Source organism: Rhizorhabdus sp. P4_G6, from assembly GCF_056401045.1.
This window is the reverse complement of sequence record NZ_JBFUKC010000001.1, coordinates 173,682-190,690: the sequence shown is the minus strand read 5'-3', so window position 1 is coordinate 190,690 and position 17,009 is coordinate 173,682. Positions and strand designations below refer to the sequence as shown.

Genomic DNA, 17,009 nt, shown 5'->3' with positions numbered 1-17,009 from the left:
GGGTGACCCGTCATCTCACGCTGCGCGCAGCGGCGCGACCTCGCGATCGTCGATTACCGGCGGGGCCGGGATCTTGTCACCGCCGGCGACCACCGGCAGGTTGAACTTGCGCTGGACCACCGCTAGCTGCCGATGGCCTTCCACGACCTGTCCCCGCGCAGCGATGATGGTCGAAAGCGAACCAAATAAGTTGGAGAAGGCGCCCTGCGCCACCTCCATGGCAAAGTTGCCATCGAGGCGCGCCATCGGCAGTTCCGCCGCGAGCATGGCACCCCTGTTAGCTGCGATGTCTAGCGCACGCTCATATTCCTCGAGCGCGGCATAGACGCGTAGCGTCGCATCATCACGGTTCTTGGACATAATTCTCCCCATGCGCCGGATAGGGCGCCTCAGATCGATTGCAGGGATGTCTAGCGCTTCAGCGCCAGGACAATATTCGACAGAGCAGCGAAGCCAGAGAGTAGCGCGCCGGTTCCCAAGCCAATTCCGATGATCAACACTGCGATCCAGAACAGGCGTTGGGCGATCGTCAGATCGTTGCGTGGTTTCCCTCTGGTAGGCACGGGCAGCGGGAAATCTATGAAGGTTGCTTCGCCGTAGGTCAGGTAGGGAACCTGATCCTCTCGAAGCGCGCTCATGGCATCTCCATGCCCGTTACCGACCGAAGCCGGTGACTGCATGATGAGCGTTTCGGACCGCGAGGCAACGGAGTGCGGTTGACTAGTCAACCGCTGACTAGGCTCCTCGCGCTCGAAGGAATCCAGCAATCGCGCGGCTTCGAGGCGATTGCTCACCCCAAGGGTCTGGATCGCGCTACGGAAATGATTGTCCACGGTCATCGGCGAAATGCCGAGTTCGCGGCCGATTTCCTTTGACTGCTTGTGCTGAAGGACCAAGCGCAGACAGTCGCGCTGCCGCGCGGTCAACTTGGTGATGGCCTCATGTCCCATGCGCTGAAATTACTCGATCGCTCCGCCAAGTCGATGCGAATCTGAACAGCTTTATACTTTCGGATGATCCGTGGCGGGACGACAGGGGGCGAATCGGCCCTCCCAGCCCCTTGTCTTCAGTCGATGGGATAGCTGATTGCGAGCACTTCATGTTCCCTGGTGCCGGCCGGTAGCGTCACGCGCCGGACGTCTCCGACCGCAGCACCTTTCAGCGCATGGGCAAGAGGGGAGCGCCAGCTGATCCGACCTTGACTGGCATCGGCTTCGTCCTCGCCGACCAGCGTAAGCACCCGCTCGACATCGTCGTCATCGACGATGGTCACCGTCGCGCCGAAGAAGACCCTGCTGCGATCGGCCTGGCGGGCTGGGTCAACCACCTTCGCCGATTTCATTCGCCGCGAGAGATGGCCAAGCTCGCGATCGATTTCGCGCAGCTTCTTGCGGCCATAGATATAATCCCCGTTTTCGGATCGGTCGCCGTTGCCGGCGGCCCAGCTTATCACCTCGACCAGCGCCGGCCGCTCGGTGCCGAACAACAACTCGTAACGCTCGCGCATCGCCGCGAAGCCCTCTGGCGTGATATAGTTGACGCGCTCCTCGGTCACCGCTCGCGCCGCTGGTTGAGGACCTCATAAGCCATCACCGCGGTTGCCACCGCCGCGTTCAGGCTGTCGGCCTTCCCCAGCATCGGCATCTTCACCAGCAAGTCGCATTCGGTTTCATATTCGGCCGGCAGCCCCTGCGCTTCGTTGCCGACAAGGATGAAGGTCGGGGCCGCATAACTGGGCGCCTGATAATCCTGGGCGGCCTTGAGGCTGGTTCCGACGAGCTGTCCTGGGCCGGCGCGCAGCCATGCCAGGAAGTCGCGCCAGCGCGCCGTCGCGATCCGCTGGGTGAACAGCGCTCCCATCGTCGCCCGTACGGCCTCGACCGAGAAGGGGTCAACGCAATCGTCCACAAGGATGAGTCCACCGGCTCCCACGGCGTCGCCGGTGCGCAGGATCGTTCCGAGATTTCCTGGGTCGCGCAGCGACTGCGCGACGATCCAGATATCGGCGGCGCTACGGTCTAGCCGGTCCAGCGTGGTATCGAACTCCCGATACACACCGATGACTGTCTGCGGATTGTCCTTGCCCGACAGCTTGGCGAGAATGTCGCGATCGGTCTCGATCGCGTCGCCGCCGGCTTGTTCGACCAGACCGATCAGCCGCTGCGTCATCGGATGTCCAGCGCCATCCTTGGCGAAGAAGATCATCTCCGGAAGGGTGCCGCTGTCGGCGGCCTCGGTCAGAATGCGCAATCCTTCGGCGAGGAACAGCCCCGCTTCACGGCGATGCCGCTTCTCGCGCAGCGAACGCACGCGTTTGACCAACGGGTTGGAAAAGGCGGTGATCTGGCGGGGCAGGGTGAAGACTCTCGGCTGATGTTCCGCGCATCTCGAGCAAAGTCGAGGAGCGCCGTTCTGGCGAAACATGTCTCGACTGCGCTCGGTACGAGCGCAACCTAAGTTGCTATTCCTCGCCGAACTTGCCCTCGACGAGTTCGACCAGCGCGCTCAGCGCCTTTTCCGCACCGTCGCCACGAGCCGAGATGATGACGCTGTCGCCCTTCGCGGCGCCCAGCATCATCAGCCCCATGATCGAGGTGCCCGCGACCTTGGAACCGTCCTTCTCGACCTCGACATCGGCACTGTGCGAACTCGCCAGTGTCACGAACTTGGCGCTCGCCCGGGCATGCAAGCCGCGGATATTGGTAATCTTGACCTCACGCTGGAGCGTCATGCAGCAGCTTCCCCCAGCACTTCGGATGCAACCGATATATATTTACGCCCTGCGTCGCGTGCTGCTGCGACTGCAGCCTTTATCTTCATCATCTTTCGCGCGCCTTCAAGGCGAATCAACATCGGCAGGTTGATTCCCGCGATAACCTCGATCCTTCCCGGCTCCATCAGCGAAATGGCGAGATTGGACGGTGTGCCACCGAACAGGTCGGTGAGCAGAATGACGCCGGATCCGTCGTCCACCGACTTGACCGCGCGCGCGATGTCGGCGCGGCGGCCTTCCATGTCGTCGTCCGGACCTATGCAGATCGCCTCAATGGCAGTTTGCGGCCCCACRACATGTTCCATCGCGGTAACGAATTCGGCCGCAAGACGACCGTGAGTAACGAGCACCAATCCGATCATTCGACTAACAACCCAATGGTCACGATCCTAAGCCTGGCAAGGTGCTCTCCCCGACGTCCGGCTTCGGCTGAGCCAGATCGCGGTGGCGAACCGTGGGCGAAAATCCCGCCTCGCGCAACCGCATTGCGAGCGATTCCGCGAAATGCACCGATCGGTGCTTCCCGCCGGTGCAGCCTATCGCGACAGTGATGTAATTCTTTCCCTCCGCCTCATAGCGCGGGAGAAGCAGCAGGATCAGCTCCTCAATCCGCGCCTTGGCCTCGGAATAGACGGGGTCGCCGGCGATATAGGCGGCCACCTCCGTGTCGAGCCCGGTGCGAGGCTTGAGCTCCGCGACCCAGTGCGGATTACGCAGGAAGCGCATGTCGAACATCAGGTCGGCGTCGCGGGGAACGCCGCGTGAAAAGGCGAAGGACATCACCGTCAGCGTAGCGCTGCCCGGACCAGATTTGCCGAAGCGCTGGCGCAGCAAGGCCTGCAAGTCGTTGGTCGAGCGCCGGCTAGTCTCGACCAGCTCGTCGGCAGCCTCGCGCAGCGGCGCGAGCAACTCGCGTTCGTAGATGATCCCATCCTCCACGGGACGGTCCTGTGCGAGCGGGTGCCGGCTGCGGGTTTCCGAATATCGGCGGCTAAGCTCTGCGCCTGAACAGTCCAGGAACAGAATTGAGGTATCGCGCCCATCGTCGCGCAGCGACTGTGCCCGGCGGACGATCCGGTGACTGTCGAAGTCGCGCGTACGGCTGTCGATGCCCACCGCCAATGGACGATGGTCGTCGACGCTGCCTTCCGGCGGGCTGGCGGCAAGCAGCCTGTCGAGCAGTGACACGGGAAGATTGTCGACCGTTTCCCAGCCCATGTCCTCGAGCGCCTTGAGGGCGGTTTTCTTGCCCGCCCCCGACATTCCCGTGACGAACAGGATGCGGCGCGGACCCGGCGATACTCTCATGGCCTCGCGTCCAGTCCGAACATCCGGAGCGCCTGTTCGGCCTTGATCGGTGCCGATGCTTCCAAGGCGGCGAAAGCAAGGACCGGGACGGCGATCCCGCAAAGCATATCGGTCGGCAGAGTTTCGCCGGCCATCCGTGCGGGGACGGTGTCGAGGTCAAGCATCAGCGCCACCGGACCTTCTCCGCCAAAACCTATATCGACGAGACCGATGCCTCGAATCTCGATCCGTCCGGCAATCTGGGACGGTGAGCTCGCATATAGGATCCCGCCGCGCGCCTCGAGCCCGGTATAGTCGTCCGCAATGAGCAGCGCACCGCGGTCGATCAGGCGCAGCGCCAGGTCGGATTTGCCGCTGCCCGACTGGCCGGACAACAGCAGCACGCGGCCGTCTATCAGGACGCTGGTCGCGTGCAGCGGATTGGTGTGCGGCACGGCTCATCGGCTCCAGGCGGGCAGGCGAATGACGAATCGCGCGCCAGAGGGGGCATTGTCCCGGTCGGTAGCCATGATCGTGCCGTTATGCCCTTCGACTATCGCCTTCGCGATGGCGAGGCCGAGCCCGCTATGCCGGCCGAACTCCTCGCCGTCCGGGCGATCGCTGTGGAATCGGTTGAAGATCGCCTCGCGCGCCTCGGGCGGCACGCCGGGCCCCTCATCCTCTACCCGGATCACCACATCATCGCCATCGCGGGTGGCTGCAACCTGAACGAGCCCCTGGGGTGGGGAGAAAGATACTGCGTTTTCAACGAGGTTCTCGACGACTCGGGTAAGGCGCGAGCCATCTCCGAACACCACTGCCGTCCCCCGGTGCGGCCGCGCGAAGGCGACGCGAACATTGCCGTTGCGGCCACGTTCCTCGCGCGTCGTCAGCAGCCCTTCGATCATGATGCCGAGGTCGATCGACTCGAATCGGGCCCGGGCCAGCTCGGCGTCGACCCGCGACGCTTCGGCAATGTCGGTGATCAGCCGGTCCAGTCGCCCGACATCGTCGCGGATCACGTCGATCAGCTGCTTTTGCAGGGCAGGGTCCTGCACCAGCCCGAGACTGTCGACCGCAGAACGCAGCGAGGCGAGCGGGTTCTTGAGCTCGTGGGTGACATCGGCGGCAAACGCCTCGGTCGCGTCGATCCGCTGCCGAATCGCCAGGCTCATGTCGGACAAGGCTCTGGCGAGAGTGCCGATCTCGTCGCGGCGGTCGGGCAGGCGGGGAACCTGCACTTCGCGCGCGCGGCCGAGCCGCACGCGGTGCGCAGCCAAAGCGAGACGGCGCAACGGGCGGACGATGGTGCGGGCCAGGAACAGCGACAGGCTGACCGACACCAGTACCACGAGCAGCAGGACCACGCTCAACCGCAGCCGTTCCGCGCGCACGATACGGGTGATGTCGCGCTGGTTCTCGGTCGACAGCAGCACATTGCCGCCGCCATCCGGACCTTGCACATCGATCGCGGCAATGATCATGGGCGTGCGGTCTGGCGCGCGCTGCACGTCGGTCACGATGTTGCGGCTTCGCACGGCCTCGATCGCCTGGGGCCAGGCGGCCAGCGTGTCGACCTGAGGCTCGCGGTAGTGGCGGGGGCGATCAGCCCCCACGACGACATCGATCGACCGATCGAGGAAGCGCGCGGCGCGTTTCTGCCATTCCTCCAGCGTCGGATCGCGCAGCTGATAGGTGGGACCGGAGATCGCCCAGCTGTCGAAAGTGGCAGGAACCTTGGCAGCGCGGGCGCGGCGCGACGGGTAATGATAGACGCGCAGCCTGGTGTCGGTGACGGTCCCCAGCTTGGCGAGAAGCGCCGGCCGGCCACCGGGAGGCGTCACCGAATAGGCTTCGGCGATCAGCCGCACCTGGGTCGCCGTCTCCTCGAGCCTGGCGTCGATCAGCTGCGATCGGTAGCTGTCGAGATAGAAGAAGCCGCCGGCCAGCATGGCCAGCGCGAAGATGTTGACGGCCAGGATTCGCGTGGTGAGCGACGTCCGTGCGGCGGCTTCGGGAGTGCCCAGCGCGCTGTCATTCCTCGGCAAAGCGGTAGCCCACGCCATAGAGGGTCTCGATTGCCTTGAAGTCGTTGTCGACCTGCCGGAATTTGCGGCGCAGGCGTTTGATGTGGCTGTCGATCGTGCGATCGTCGACATAGACATCGTCCTGATAGGCGGTGTCCATCAGCTGGTCGCGCGATTTGACGAAACCGGGCCGTTGCGCAAGCGCTTCCAGGATGAGGAATTCAGTGACGGTCAGCGTCACGTCCTGCCGGTTCCACTGGACCCGGTGCCGGGCGGGATCCATCTCGAGCCGCCCGCGCACGATCTTCTCGGCCGGCGGCGCATCGGGCTGGTCCTCGGCTTCGGCGCGAGCCTCGGTGCGCCGCAATATCGCGCGGATCCGCGCGATCAGGAGCCGCTGCGAGAAGGGCTTTGTGATATAGTCGTCGGCGCCCATGGCGAGACCCAGCGCCTCGTCGAGCTCGTCGTCCTTCGAGGTAAGGAAGATCGTCGGGATGCTGCTCTTCTCGCGGAGGCGCCGCAGCAATTCCATGCCATCCATGCGCGGCATCTTGATATCCAGCACGGCAAGATCCGGTGGATTGTCGAGCAGGGCCTTCAGCGCGGCTTCGCCGTCGGAATAGACCCGCACGCTGAATCCTTCGGATTGCAGCGCGATCGAGACCGAAGTGAGGATGTTACGATCGTCATCGACCAGAGCGATGGTAGGCGACATGGGCCGGATGGCCTCCCCGAGAAAATGGGCGAAAGGAATTGGCCTACACGCCATGGCCCGGAAACTGTGCACCCTGACTAGCCTAGCCCTTATGCGCGTTCAACTATGCCGCGCACACTCTTTACGATCAGCCGCTTTGAAACTATGCGCGAGAGAAACAGCTAAAGGCGCGGATGAGGCTCGATCGACGAGTTCGAGCCCCATAGACGCACCCAATCATTAGGAGGGCGGCCGCCCGTTGCGGTCTAACCCGTATAGGAGAACAATGTGCCTAAGCTCCCGCCCGCCTTTGGCCTCGACAAGCAGGGTCTTGATGTCGACGCTCAGCTTCACTGGAACCTCGGAACCGCACCGCTCGTAGAGCTGGCCATCCAGCGTGGCGAGGGCCTTCTTGCCAAGGACGGCCCGCTGGTGGTCAAGACCGGTGCCCATACCGGGCGTTCGGCGAACGACAAGTTCATCGTCCGCGACGCCGAGACCGAAGACACCGTGTGGTGGGGCAAGACCAACAAGGGCATGACGCCCGAGCATTTCGCGGCGTTGAAGGCCGATTTCCTGGCCCATCTCAAGACGAAGGACATGCTGTTCGCGCAGGACCTGTTCGGCGGATCGCAGCCGGCGCATCGCGTCAATGTCCGCGTGATCACCGAGTTCGCCTGGCACAGCCTGTTCATCCGCACCCTGCTGGTGCGCCCGCAAGCGGCCCAACTGGCATCGTTCGTGCCCGAGTTCACGATCATCGATCTGCCGAGCTTCGTCGCCGATCCGGCGCGCCACGGCTCGCGCAGCGAAACCGTGATCGCCGTCAATTTCACCGAGAAGCTGATCCTGATCGGCGGCACCCGCTATGCTGGTGAGATGAAGAAGTCGGTATTCGGCATCCTCAACTACAAGCTGCCGGTGAACGGCGTGATGCCGATGCACTGTTCGGCGAATATCGGCCCGAAGGGCGATACCGCGGTGTTCTTCGGCCTGTCAGGCACCGGCAAGACGACCTTGTCGGCCGATGCCAGCCGCACCCTGATCGGGGATGACGAGCATGGCTGGTCGGATGAGGCGGTCTTCAACTTCGAAGGCGGCTGCTATGCCAAGATGATAAATCTCTCGCCGGAAGCCGAGCCGGAGATCTATGCGACCTCGAAGCGCTTCGGCACGGTGCTCGAAAATGTCGTGATCGATCCCGAAACGCGCGAACTCGACTTCAACGACAGCAGCCTGGCCGAGAACAGCCGCGGCTCCTATCCGATCGATTTCATTCCCAATGCCTCGAAGGATAATCTCGGTCCGGTCCCGAAGAACATCATCTTCCTCACCGCCGACGCCTATGGCGTGCTCCCTCCGATTGCGAAGCTGACCCCGGATCAGGCGATGTACCATTTCCTGTCAGGCTACACCGCCCGCGTCGCTGGCACCGAAATCGGCGTGACCGAGCCGTCGGCGACCTTTTCGACCTGCTTCGGCGCCCCGTTCATGCCGCGCCATCCCTCGGTCTATGGCAACCTGCTGAAGGAGCGCATCGCCAAGGGCGGGGTCGACTGCTGGCTGGTCAACACTGGCTGGACCGGCGGCAAATACGGCGTCGGCAATCGCATGCCGATCAAGGCCACCCGCGCGCTGCTCAACGCTGCGCTCGACGGCAGCCTGAACGATGCCGAGTTCGTCACCGATCCCAATTTCGGGTTCAAGGTGCCGCTCGCGGTCGCCGGTGTCGACAGCAAGATCCTTCAGCCCCGGGACACCTGGGCGGACAAGGCCGATTATGACGCGACCGCGCGGAAGCTGGTCGGCCAATTCATCGAGAATTTCGCGGAATTCGCGGACCATGTCGACGAAGGCGTTCGTCAGGCGGCGCCGAAGGCGGCCTGACGCAAGTCCGGAAAGGGCCGGCGGCCTTCAGGAGGGCGCCCCAGCTTCGGCCGGGGCGCCCTTCTTGCATTTGAGGGACAGGAAATGACGATGTTCGAAGCGCCGCGGCTGTTCGGAGACGAGCGCGAGATCCGTCGCATCGGCCTGGGCCTGCTCGATCGCAGCTTGCCGAAGGAGCAGTGGACGCATGAGGCGCACCTGGCGGCATGCCTGTGGATCCTGACCGAACGCCCCGACATCCTGCCGGAACGCGACATGCGCGAGATCATAAGCGGCTATAATGCAGCTATGGGCGGCGTGAACGACGACAGCAGCGGCTATCATGACACGATCACCCACTGCTTCATCGCCGGCGTCAGGAGATGGTTGGATCGCACCGACGCGCCCTCGCTGCTCGAGCGGGTCAACGGGCTGCTGCTGGCACCGGAGGGGCAGCGCGACTGGCCTCTGCACTTCTACGATCGCGAAACGCTGTTTTCGGTCGAAGCGAGGCGCGGAAAAATCGCTCCGGACGTGAAATATTTACCATGAATCTCCTACTAAAAATTAAGGCGGCGGCCCTTAAACCGATCAGGAAATCTCCTGGGCGGATGCAATGTACGAATCCAAACCACCTTCGTCTGGCGGCCGGAAGGGCTGGAGCCTCGACGCCCTGTTCGGGCGCTCCGTCGAGCAAGCCGCGGCGACCCCGTCACCGCTGATCGCTCCGGCGCTAGAACCTGCCCCGGCGGCCACCGACATCTTCTCCCGCATTGGCGGGTTCCTGCGCGCGCATCGGCTCGATCCGACGCCGATCAACTATGATCTCGCCTATAAATATCTGAGCGGCAACGATCCGACGCTGGTCGCCTCGGTTGACACCGCGATCGTGCGCGACGGCCTTCTTCGCCCCGAAGTGGCGGAGCAGATCGCCGAGGCTGCCGCTAACCAAGTCTCCTCCGAACTGGTCGGGAAGCTGATCGACCAGGCACACCAGAGCATGACGCTGGCAGCCAGCCTCGTCGGCCAGTCGCGGACCGACGTGAAGGTTTTCGGCACAGCCCTCGACAAGGGGGCGTCCGCAATCGACGCTGGCGGCGAATCTGCCGCAAGGGCGCTGGAGCTGATGGTCGAGCTGACGCGCACGATGATCGGCAAGACCCAGGATGCAGAGCGCCGTCTCGCCGACATGGGCGCGCAGATGGAATCCTTGCAGGGCGACCTGGCCGAGGCGCAGGCCGTGGCCGAGAGCGATCCGCTGACCGGGCTCGCGAATCGCCGGGCCTTCCAGTCCCGTCTCGCCCGCGCGATGACGCAGGCCCAGGCGGAGAATTATCCGTTATCGGTGGCGTTCTGCGACATCGATCATTTCAAGTCGATCAACGACAACCACGGCCATGACACCGGCGATCGGATCCTCAAGATGGTCGCGGATGCCTTGTCGGAAGGTGCGGGAGAGGATGCCTTTGTCGGACGCTTTGGCGGTGAGGAGTTCCTGATCCTGTTCGACGGCATCATGGCGCGCCGTGCGGCGATGCGCGTCGACGAGATTCGCGACGAGCTATCTGGCCGCCATCTGGTTTCGAGGACGACGGGCGAACCCCTGGGTACCGTCACCTTCTCGGCCGGGATCGCGCAACTCCTGCCCGGGGAAGCCGATGGCGACATGCTGCGGCGTGCCGACGAGGCGCTTTACAACGCCAAGAACAGCGGGCGGAACCGCGTTATCATCCACGGAGAAGATTGACGGAGCCCTTGCTCAGCCCTTCGATCGCCGGGCGCGGGACATCCGCCTCCGCCCGGTGTTCGAAGGCGAAAGCGAACAACCCGCTGGTTATCCCCGCGCTCTCACCATATATGGCCTCGAATCCTTCACCACCTCGCTGGGATTCGACTTCATGGACATCAGCCTCGGCCTTACCTTCGACGACGTGCTTCTCCGGCCCGCCGAGTCCGAAGTCCTGCCGAGCCAGGCCGATACCGCCACGCAGGTAACGAAATCGATTCGCCTTAATATCCCGGTGCTGTCCTCGGCGATGGACACCGTTACCGAGGCCGATATGGCGATCGTGATGGCCCAGCTCGGCGGCCTCGGCGTGCTCCACCGCAACCTCACCGTGGAAGAGCAGGCCGCCGCGGTCCGTGCGGTCAAGCGGTTCGAATCGGGGATGGTGGTCAACCCTATCACGATGCGCCCGGAGCAGAGCCTCGCCGAGGCGCTTGAACTGATGGCGCGGCACAAGATTTCCGGCATTCCAGTGGTCGAGGCGAGCGGCAAGCTGCTCGGAATCCTCACCAACCGCGACGTGCGGTTCGCGGAGAATCCCAAGCAGCCGGTCGCCGAGCTCATGACCAGCCAGAATCTGGCGGTGGTCCGCACCGGCGTGTCGCAGGAAGAGGCGCGCCGGACCCTGCACCAGCGCCGCATCGAAAAGCTGCTGGTGGTTGACGACAGCTATCATTGCGTCGGCCTGATCACGGTCAAGGATATCGAGAAGGCGGTGAATTACCCCAGCGCCACCAAGGATGGCACGGGGCGGTTGCGCGTCGCGGCCGCGACGACGGTCGGCGACAAGGGTTTCGAGCGCACCGAGGCGCTGGTCGACGCAGAATGCGACCTGATCGTCATCGATACCGCGCATGGCCATAACCGCGACGTCGCCCGCGCGGTCGAGCGGGTGAAGCGACTCTCCAACTCGGTCCAGGTGATCGCGGGCAACGTCGCCACGGCGGAGGCCACGCGCGCGCTGATCGACGCCGGCGCCGATGGCATCAAGGTGGGCATTGGCCCCGGTTCGATCTGCACGACACGGGTGGTCGCGGGCGTTGGCGTGCCGCAGCTCACCGCAGTCATGGAGTCCGCCGAAGAGGCCGCGAAGTCGGGCATCCCGATCATCGCCGATGGCGGGCTGAGGACGTCGGGCGATCTCGCCAAGGCGCTGGCCGCCGGCGCGAGCTCGGTGATGGTCGGATCGCTGCTGGCGGGCACCGCCGAAGCCCCCGGCGAGACCTTCCTGTACCAGGGGCGCGCCTATAAGAGCTACCGCGGCATGGGCTCGGTCGGTGCAATGGCGCGAGGCTCGGCAGACCGCTATTTCCAGCAGGATATCAAGGATCAGATGAAGCTGGTCCCCGAGGGGATCGAAGGTCAGGTGCCGTTCAAGGGCGCGGCGCGCGACGTCATCCACCAGCTTGTCGGCGGCGTCAAAGCAGCGATGGGCTATACCGGATCCCGCACCATTCCTGATCTCCAGAAGCGCGCGCAGTTCGTCCGCATCACCAATGCGGGCCTCCAGGAAAGTCATGTTCACGATGTATCGATCACCCGCGAGGCACCGAATTATCCGACGCGGTAGGCCCGCATGACCCCAGGCGGGCGGGCGCAGGCCGCGATCGAGCTTCTCGACGAGATCATCATCGCCGCGCGCGACGGCGGGGCCGCGGCCGACACGCTGATCGCGCGCTATTTCAAGACACGACGCTATGCCGGATCCAAAGACCGGCGGGCGATCCGTGAACTGGTTTACCGGGCGATCCGACGCGCGGGCGACCCACCCAAAAACGGCCGCGCGGCCCTGATTGGCGTTGCCCGCAGCGATATCGACCTCGCAGCCGCCTTTGACGGATCGCCGCATACGCCGGCGCCCATCGAGCCAAGGGAGATCGGCGCGACGGGCGGCATCCTGCCGACCTGGCTCGCTGCCCGCATCGCCCCATCCGAGCATGACGCGCTGTTGGAGCGCGCCCCGCTGGATATCCGCGTCAATCGACGCAAGGCCGATCGCGACAGCGTGGCGGCGCTGTTACCCGATGCCACGCCGACGCCCTTCGCGCCGCATGGCCTGCGCCTACCCGAAGGAACGGCGGTAGAGGCGAGCGAGCCTTGGCAACAGGGGCTGATCGAAATCCAGGACGAAGGCAGCCAGCTGATCGTGCAGGCGGCGCGCGCGCGGCCGGGCATGACGGTGCTCGACCTTTGCGCGGGTGCCGGCGGCAAGACCCTGGCGCTGGCCGACGACATGGCGGGAGAAGGACGGCTGATCGCCAGCGACACCAATCGCGCGCGGCTTTCGCGCCTCGCACCGCGGGCCGCGCGGGTCGGCGCCGAATTAATCGAGGCCCGGCTACTCGACCCCGGCCGCGAAAGCGCAGCGCTGGCCGATCTCGAGGGGGCCTGCGATGTCGTTCTCGTCGACGCGCCCTGCTCGGGCAGCGGCACCTGGCGGCGCAATCCCGAAGCTCGCTGGCGGCTGACCCCGGACCGGCTCGCGAAGCTGGCGGAAACCCAGGCGCGGCTGCTCGATATCGCCGCGCCGCTGGTCAAGCCGGGCGGCGCTCTGGTCTATGCCGTCTGCTCGCTGCTCGACGAGGAGGGCGCAGGGCAGGCGGCGGCATTTCTCAGCCGTGCATCGGGATTCCGCCCTGAAAAGGATCTGTTCACCCCCGGCTGCTACCAAGGCCCCGGCAAGCTGCTGAGTCCGGCGCGCGACGGTACCGATGGCTTTTTCATCGCCAGGTTCGTCCGCGCATGATAGAAGGCCAGCATGCTTCTGTGTTGGAGATGTTGATGCGTTTTTCGCCTGTTGCGATTGCTTTGTCGCTGACCCTGTTGGCGGTTTCGAGCGGGGTAAACGGCCAGAAGGCCGATGACGAGATCAATCCGAAGTCGATGGCGCTGCTCGCCGAGGGGCAGGCGGCGCTGAAGGCAGGCAATCTGATTGCCGCCAACGACGCGCTGGAGACAGCCTTGGCGATAGACCCGCGCAATCGCGCGGCATTCGTCTCGCTGGGCCGTGTCGCGCAGGCGCAGCAACTGCCCGGCAAGGCGATCCGCATGTATTTCGAGGCTCTGTCGCTCGAGCCGAACGACGTCAATGCGTTGTCGGCGCAGGGTGAGGCCATGGTGCAGAAGGGTGCCGTCGAGCGCGCCCGTGCCAATCTCGCCCGCGTCAAGACGCTGTGCAAGACCGAATGTGCTCCCGCGATGCAACTTGCCGCGGCGATTGCCAAGGGGCCTCCGGCGCCGGTGCTGGCGGCACAGCAGAGTGACAAGGTTCCGCCGAAGGGCCAGGAAAAGAGCACCGCCGGCGAGAACTGAGGGGCTACCGGCGGAGAGTCATCGAGGGTCAGGCCTCGAGCGCCCGCCCGATAGTCACGAATTCCTCCACTGACAGGGTTTCGGCGCGCCGCTCGGAATCTATCCCGACTGCGCCGAGCGCCTCGACGGCGCCGGCCAACCCCTTCAGGCTCTGCCGCAGCATCTTGCGGCGCTGCCCGAATGCGGCGGCGGTCAGGGCTTCGATGGTGTGCACCGACACGCCGTCAGGCTGGCGGCCTGGAACGACATGCACCACGGCTGACATTACCTTGGGTGGCGGTACGAACGCCGAACGATGCACGTTCATCGCTATGGCCGGGCTGGCGCGCCACTGCGCCAGCACCGCCAGCCGTCCATAGGCCGAGCCGCCGGGCCTGGCGACGATCCGCTCCGCGACTTCCTTCTGGAACATCAGGGTTAGCGAGCGCCACCAGGGAGGCCAGCAATCGAGCGTCATCCAACGCACGAACAGAGCGGTTCCGACATTATAGGGAAGGTTTGAGGCGATATGCGCGCCTTCGCCCGCCTCCGCACGCTCATCGATCTTCATCGCATCCGCGGATATCACCCGCAGCCTTCCGTCCGAAGCCCGGTTCAGTTCGTCGAGTGCAGGCAGGCAGCGGTCATCGCGTTCGACCGCCACCACGGAAGCCCCCGCGCCGAGCAGCGCGCGCGTCAGGCCGCCCGGCCCGGGGCCGACCTCGTACACGGTCTGCCCGTCGAGATTGCCGGGCACCCGCGCGATCCGGTCGAGAAGCTGCCCGTCGAGCAGGAAGTTCTGCCCGAGCGCCTTATTGGCACTCAGACCGTGGCGCGCGATCACGTCACGCAGCGGCGGCAAATCCGGCAATGCGCGATTCATGCGTAGATGAGGCGGTTCCGCGCGGCCTCGGCGGCGAGCGCGATGGCGGCTATCATAGCGCCGGGGTTCGCCTTGTTCTGCCCGGCTATGCCGAAGGCCGTGCCATGGTCGGGGGCGGTGCGCACGATCGGCAGCCCCAGGGTCATGTTGACCCCCTCGTCGAAATGGAGCGTCTTCAGCGGAATCAGTGCCTGGTCATGATAAAGGCACAGCGCGCAATCGTAGAGCGCGCGGGCGCGGGCATGGAACATGGTATCGGCCGCCAGCGGGCCGACGATGTCGATCCCCTCCGCACGCAGAATTTCCACAGCCGGGATGATCAGTTCGATTTCCTCGCGTCCGATCGAGCCCTGCTCCCCGGCGTGCGGGTTGAAGCCGGCAATCGCGAGCCGCGGCCGTTCGATCCCGAAGTTGCGGGCGAGGCCGCGGTCCGTAGCGCGCGCCTTGGCGACGATGAGGTCGACCGTTACGAAGTCGGCGACGTCGCGCAACGGCATGTGCGTGGTGATCGGCACCGCGCGCAGCGTAGGCCCGGCCAGCAGCATCACTGCATTGGCGGACGCGATGCCGCACCGCTCGGCGACGAACTCGGTCTGGCCAGGATGCGTGAAGCCGATCGCATAGAGCTGTGCCTTGGCGACCGGTGCGGTGACAAGCCCGCCGACCATCGGCGAGCGGGCCAGCCCGGCGGCCATTTCGAGCGAGTCCAGCGCACAGCGGGCGCCGGCGAGGTCCGGCTCGCCTGGGATGATGAGGCCGGTATCTTCGATCTGGATCAGCGGCAGTGCACGGTCGAAATAGGCGACGGCCTCATCGGGGCTGGAGATAAGCTGGATCGGGCCGTTCCACACTGCCTGGATCGAGCGCCGGTCACCCACGGCAAAGAATGGCGCCAAGCCATATTGCGTGCGCGCATCCCATGCCTTCGCGGCGATTTCAGGTCCGATCCCGGCGGGATCGCCCAGCGCGACGGCAAGCGGGCTCATCTCCATCGCGTTACCGATATTCGATCACCGCATCGCGGCGCAGATCCCGCAGATAACGCTGGGCGCGGCGGTTCACGCGCTCCTGTTCGATCTGCGACTGAATCTGCTCGAACGAGGGGCCTGAAGCGGGCTGTGGATCATCGCGGCCGCACAGCACCAGGGCGCGGACGCCATCGGCGAGCGAACCGAACGGCGGCGTGGCCTGGCCGACCTGGAGCGTGAGCATCAGATCCTGCAGCTGGGGCGGGAGATCGCGGACCTTGATCTGGTCGTTGTTGACGACATCCGCGCCTACGGTCGCGGCGACTTCGTTGGCCTTGCCGCAACCCTGGAGGGATTGCAGCGCGCGCGCGAATGCCTCGACCTTCGGTGTCGCCTGCGCCTGCGTCATGCCCGCCGGGAAGGCGATGGTGAGCTGCTTGAGCGCCAGGATCGCATCGCGCGGATCGGTGCCGAGCACCTGGCGCTTGTCGATCAGCAGGATGATCGAATAGCCGCCCGGGACCGGTATGGGGGAGCTGATCTGGCCTGGGGAGAGACCGGCGACGACACCGGCCAGCTGCTCGGGAAGCTGTTCGGCACGCACCCAGCCGAGATCGCCGCCCACAGCCGCCGTCGACGCTTCCGAAAACTGCCGGGCATAGGCGGGGAAGGAGGCGCCCTTGCGGATCTGGTCGATGATCCGCTCCGCATTGGCGCTGGCGTCCGCCATGCTTTCAGGCGTTGCGGACAGGAATATCTCGCCGACGTGGAACTCGTCCGCGCCCTTGGTGGCGTTCAGGCGCGAGATGATGGCGTTAACCTCTTCGTCGCTGACCGCGACGAACGGCTCGACCCTGCGGCTGAGCACGCGCCGCCAGGCGTTTTCGCCCTGAATCTGGCGCTTGATCGACGCTTCCGATGAGCCTTGCTCGCGAAGGAATTTGCTGAACTCCTTCGGCGTTTTCTTGAAGTTGGCTGCCACCCGCTGATAGGTTTGCTCCACTTCCTCCGGTGCGATCTCGATTTTCTGCGCGGTCGCTTCCTGGATCTGAAGCGTCTCGTCGATCAGGTTGCGCAGCACCTGGAGGCGCAGCCGCTCCTTCTCTTCGTCGGGCAGCTTGCCGCCATTGGCCGCGACCACCAGCGCGAGCCGCTGGTCGACATCGGTCTGGGTGATGATGGTGCCATTGACGATCGCGGTGGCGGTGCGGACATTGGGATCGCGATTGCCGAAGACGGTGATGTCCTTCGGCAGGTTCAGGCCGCCGGACATTTCGGGCTCGTCGCCGGACACCGTCTGGCCGATCAGCGGAGCCGACATCGCGACCGCACCGGCAACCGCCATCAGGAGGAATTTGCCCTGGCTCAACTTCATTCCGCGCACCTAGTCACATCCTCGATCATATGGGGTGGGCTTCTCCTGGCACTCGCCCG

The 17,009-nt window shown here is 64.9% G+C and carries 19 protein-coding genes; 6 read left to right on the top strand and 13 right to left on the bottom strand.

The window, feature by feature from the left end; genetic code table 11:
* Positions 1 to 15 precede the first annotated feature (15 nt).
* The 10 genes from AC1DPF_RS00915 to AC1DPF_RS00870 form a co-directional block, all read right to left on the bottom strand.
* The gene (locus tag AC1DPF_RS00915) at positions 16 to 360 is read right to left on the bottom strand and encodes a hypothetical protein (RefSeq protein WP_477866345.1); all 345 of its coding nucleotides are present in this window, start codon (positions 358 to 360) and stop codon (positions 16 to 18) included.
* Between the two features lie 50 nt (positions 361 to 410).
* Positions 411 to 950 carry a LuxR C-terminal-related transcriptional regulator gene (locus AC1DPF_RS00910; protein WP_477866347.1) on the bottom strand — a complete coding sequence of 180 codons (540 nt, stop codon included), beginning with the start codon at positions 948 to 950 and terminating at the stop codon, positions 411 to 413.
* A 116-nt stretch (positions 951 to 1,066) separates the two neighbouring features.
* A complete protein-coding gene (locus AC1DPF_RS00905; protein WP_477866349.1) occupies positions 1,067 to 1,555 on the bottom strand; it encodes a GreA/GreB family elongation factor in 489 nt (162 codons plus the stop codon).
* Complete coding sequence (locus tag AC1DPF_RS00900; protein WP_477959479.1) at positions 1,552 to 2,355, bottom strand: TrmH family RNA methyltransferase; 804 nt, start codon at positions 2,353 to 2,355, stop codon at positions 1,552 to 1,554. The genes AC1DPF_RS00905 and AC1DPF_RS00900 overlap by 4 nt, the downstream gene beginning before the upstream one ends.
* A 106-nt stretch (positions 2,356 to 2,461) precedes the next feature.
* The gene (locus AC1DPF_RS00895; RefSeq protein WP_477866351.1) at positions 2,462 to 2,731 is read right to left on the bottom strand and encodes an HPr family phosphocarrier protein; all 270 of its coding nucleotides are present in this window, start codon (positions 2,729 to 2,731) and stop codon (positions 2,462 to 2,464) included.
* Complete coding sequence (locus AC1DPF_RS00890; RefSeq protein WP_477959226.1) at positions 2,728 to 3,135, bottom strand: PTS sugar transporter subunit IIA; 408 nt, start codon at positions 3,133 to 3,135, stop codon at positions 2,728 to 2,730. Before AC1DPF_RS00890 ends, AC1DPF_RS00895 begins: the two co-directional genes overlap by 4 nt.
* Positions 3,136 to 3,154: 19 nt before the next feature.
* Positions 3,155 to 4,081 carry an RNase adapter RapZ gene (gene rapZ, locus AC1DPF_RS00885; RefSeq protein WP_477866355.1) on the bottom strand — a complete coding sequence of 309 codons (927 nt, stop codon included), beginning with the start codon at positions 4,079 to 4,081 and terminating at the stop codon, positions 3,155 to 3,157.
* On the bottom strand, positions 4,078 to 4,515 hold the full coding sequence (locus tag AC1DPF_RS00880) for an HPr kinase/phosphorylase (RefSeq protein WP_477866357.1): 438 nt from the start codon (positions 4,513 to 4,515) through the stop codon (positions 4,078 to 4,080). The genes rapZ and AC1DPF_RS00880 overlap by 4 nt, the downstream gene beginning before the upstream one ends.
* Before the next feature lie 3 nt (positions 4,516 to 4,518).
* The gene (locus AC1DPF_RS00875; RefSeq protein WP_477866359.1) at positions 4,519 to 6,126 is read right to left on the bottom strand and encodes a sensor histidine kinase; all 1,608 of its coding nucleotides are present in this window, start codon (positions 6,124 to 6,126) and stop codon (positions 4,519 to 4,521) included.
* The gene (locus AC1DPF_RS00870; RefSeq protein ID WP_477866361.1) at positions 6,095 to 6,802 is read right to left on the bottom strand and encodes a response regulator transcription factor; all 708 of its coding nucleotides are present in this window, start codon (positions 6,800 to 6,802) and stop codon (positions 6,095 to 6,097) included. Before AC1DPF_RS00870 ends, AC1DPF_RS00875 begins: the two co-directional genes overlap by 32 nt.
* 267 nt (positions 6,803 to 7,069) lie before the next feature.
* Between AC1DPF_RS00870 and AC1DPF_RS00865 the strand changes: the two genes are divergently transcribed.
* The 6 genes from AC1DPF_RS00865 to AC1DPF_RS00840 all read left to right on the top strand — a co-directional run bounded on the left by AC1DPF_RS00865 (position 7,070) and on the right by AC1DPF_RS00840 (position 13,745).
* On the top strand, positions 7,070 to 8,668 hold the full coding sequence (locus AC1DPF_RS00865; protein WP_477866363.1) for a phosphoenolpyruvate carboxykinase: 1,599 nt from the start codon (positions 7,070 to 7,072) through the stop codon (positions 8,666 to 8,668).
* Positions 8,669 to 8,758: 90 nt separating this feature from the next.
* Complete coding sequence (locus AC1DPF_RS00860) at positions 8,759 to 9,199, top strand: hypothetical protein (RefSeq protein ID WP_477866365.1); 441 nt, start codon at positions 8,759 to 8,761, stop codon at positions 9,197 to 9,199.
* Positions 9,200 to 9,263: 64 nt separating this feature from the next.
* Positions 9,264 to 10,394 carry a GGDEF domain-containing protein gene (locus tag AC1DPF_RS00855; RefSeq protein ID WP_477866367.1) on the top strand — a complete coding sequence of 377 codons (1,131 nt, stop codon included), beginning with the start codon at positions 9,264 to 9,266 and terminating at the stop codon, positions 10,392 to 10,394.
* A gap of 151 nt (positions 10,395 to 10,545) precedes the next feature.
* The gene (gene guaB / locus AC1DPF_RS00850; RefSeq protein ID WP_477866963.1) at positions 10,546 to 12,003 is read left to right on the top strand and encodes an IMP dehydrogenase; all 1,458 of its coding nucleotides are present in this window, start codon (positions 10,546 to 10,548) and stop codon (positions 12,001 to 12,003) included.
* A 6-nt stretch (positions 12,004 to 12,009) separates the two neighbouring features.
* Positions 12,010 to 13,179, top strand: coding sequence for an RsmB/NOP family class I SAM-dependent RNA methyltransferase (locus tag AC1DPF_RS00845; RefSeq protein ID WP_477959223.1), 1,170 nt, complete (start codon positions 12,010 to 12,012; stop codon positions 13,177 to 13,179).
* Between the two features lie 35 nt (positions 13,180 to 13,214).
* Positions 13,215 to 13,745, top strand: a complete 531-nt coding sequence (locus AC1DPF_RS00840) for a hypothetical protein (RefSeq protein ID WP_477866371.1) — start codon at positions 13,215 to 13,217, stop codon at positions 13,743 to 13,745.
* A gap of 28 nt (positions 13,746 to 13,773) precedes the next feature.
* Here the strand turns inward: AC1DPF_RS00840 and rsmA are convergent, their stop codons facing one another.
* The 3 genes from rsmA to AC1DPF_RS00825 are packed head-to-tail and all read right to left on the bottom strand — an operon-like array spanning position 13,774 to position 16,950.
* A complete protein-coding gene (rsmA, locus tag AC1DPF_RS00835; protein WP_477959221.1) occupies positions 13,774 to 14,607 on the bottom strand; it encodes a 16S rRNA (adenine(1518)-N(6)/adenine(1519)-N(6))-dimethyltransferase RsmA in 834 nt (277 codons plus the stop codon).
* Positions 14,604 to 15,599, bottom strand: a complete 996-nt coding sequence (pdxA, locus tag AC1DPF_RS00830) for a 4-hydroxythreonine-4-phosphate dehydrogenase PdxA (protein ID WP_477866375.1) — start codon at positions 15,597 to 15,599, stop codon at positions 14,604 to 14,606. The genes rsmA and pdxA overlap by 4 nt, the downstream gene beginning before the upstream one ends.
* A gap of 4 nt (positions 15,600 to 15,603) precedes the next feature.
* On the bottom strand, positions 15,604 to 16,950 hold the full coding sequence (locus AC1DPF_RS00825; RefSeq protein ID WP_477959219.1) for a peptidylprolyl isomerase: 1,347 nt from the start codon (positions 16,948 to 16,950) through the stop codon (positions 15,604 to 15,606).
* Positions 16,951 to 17,009: the final 59 nt, after the last annotated feature.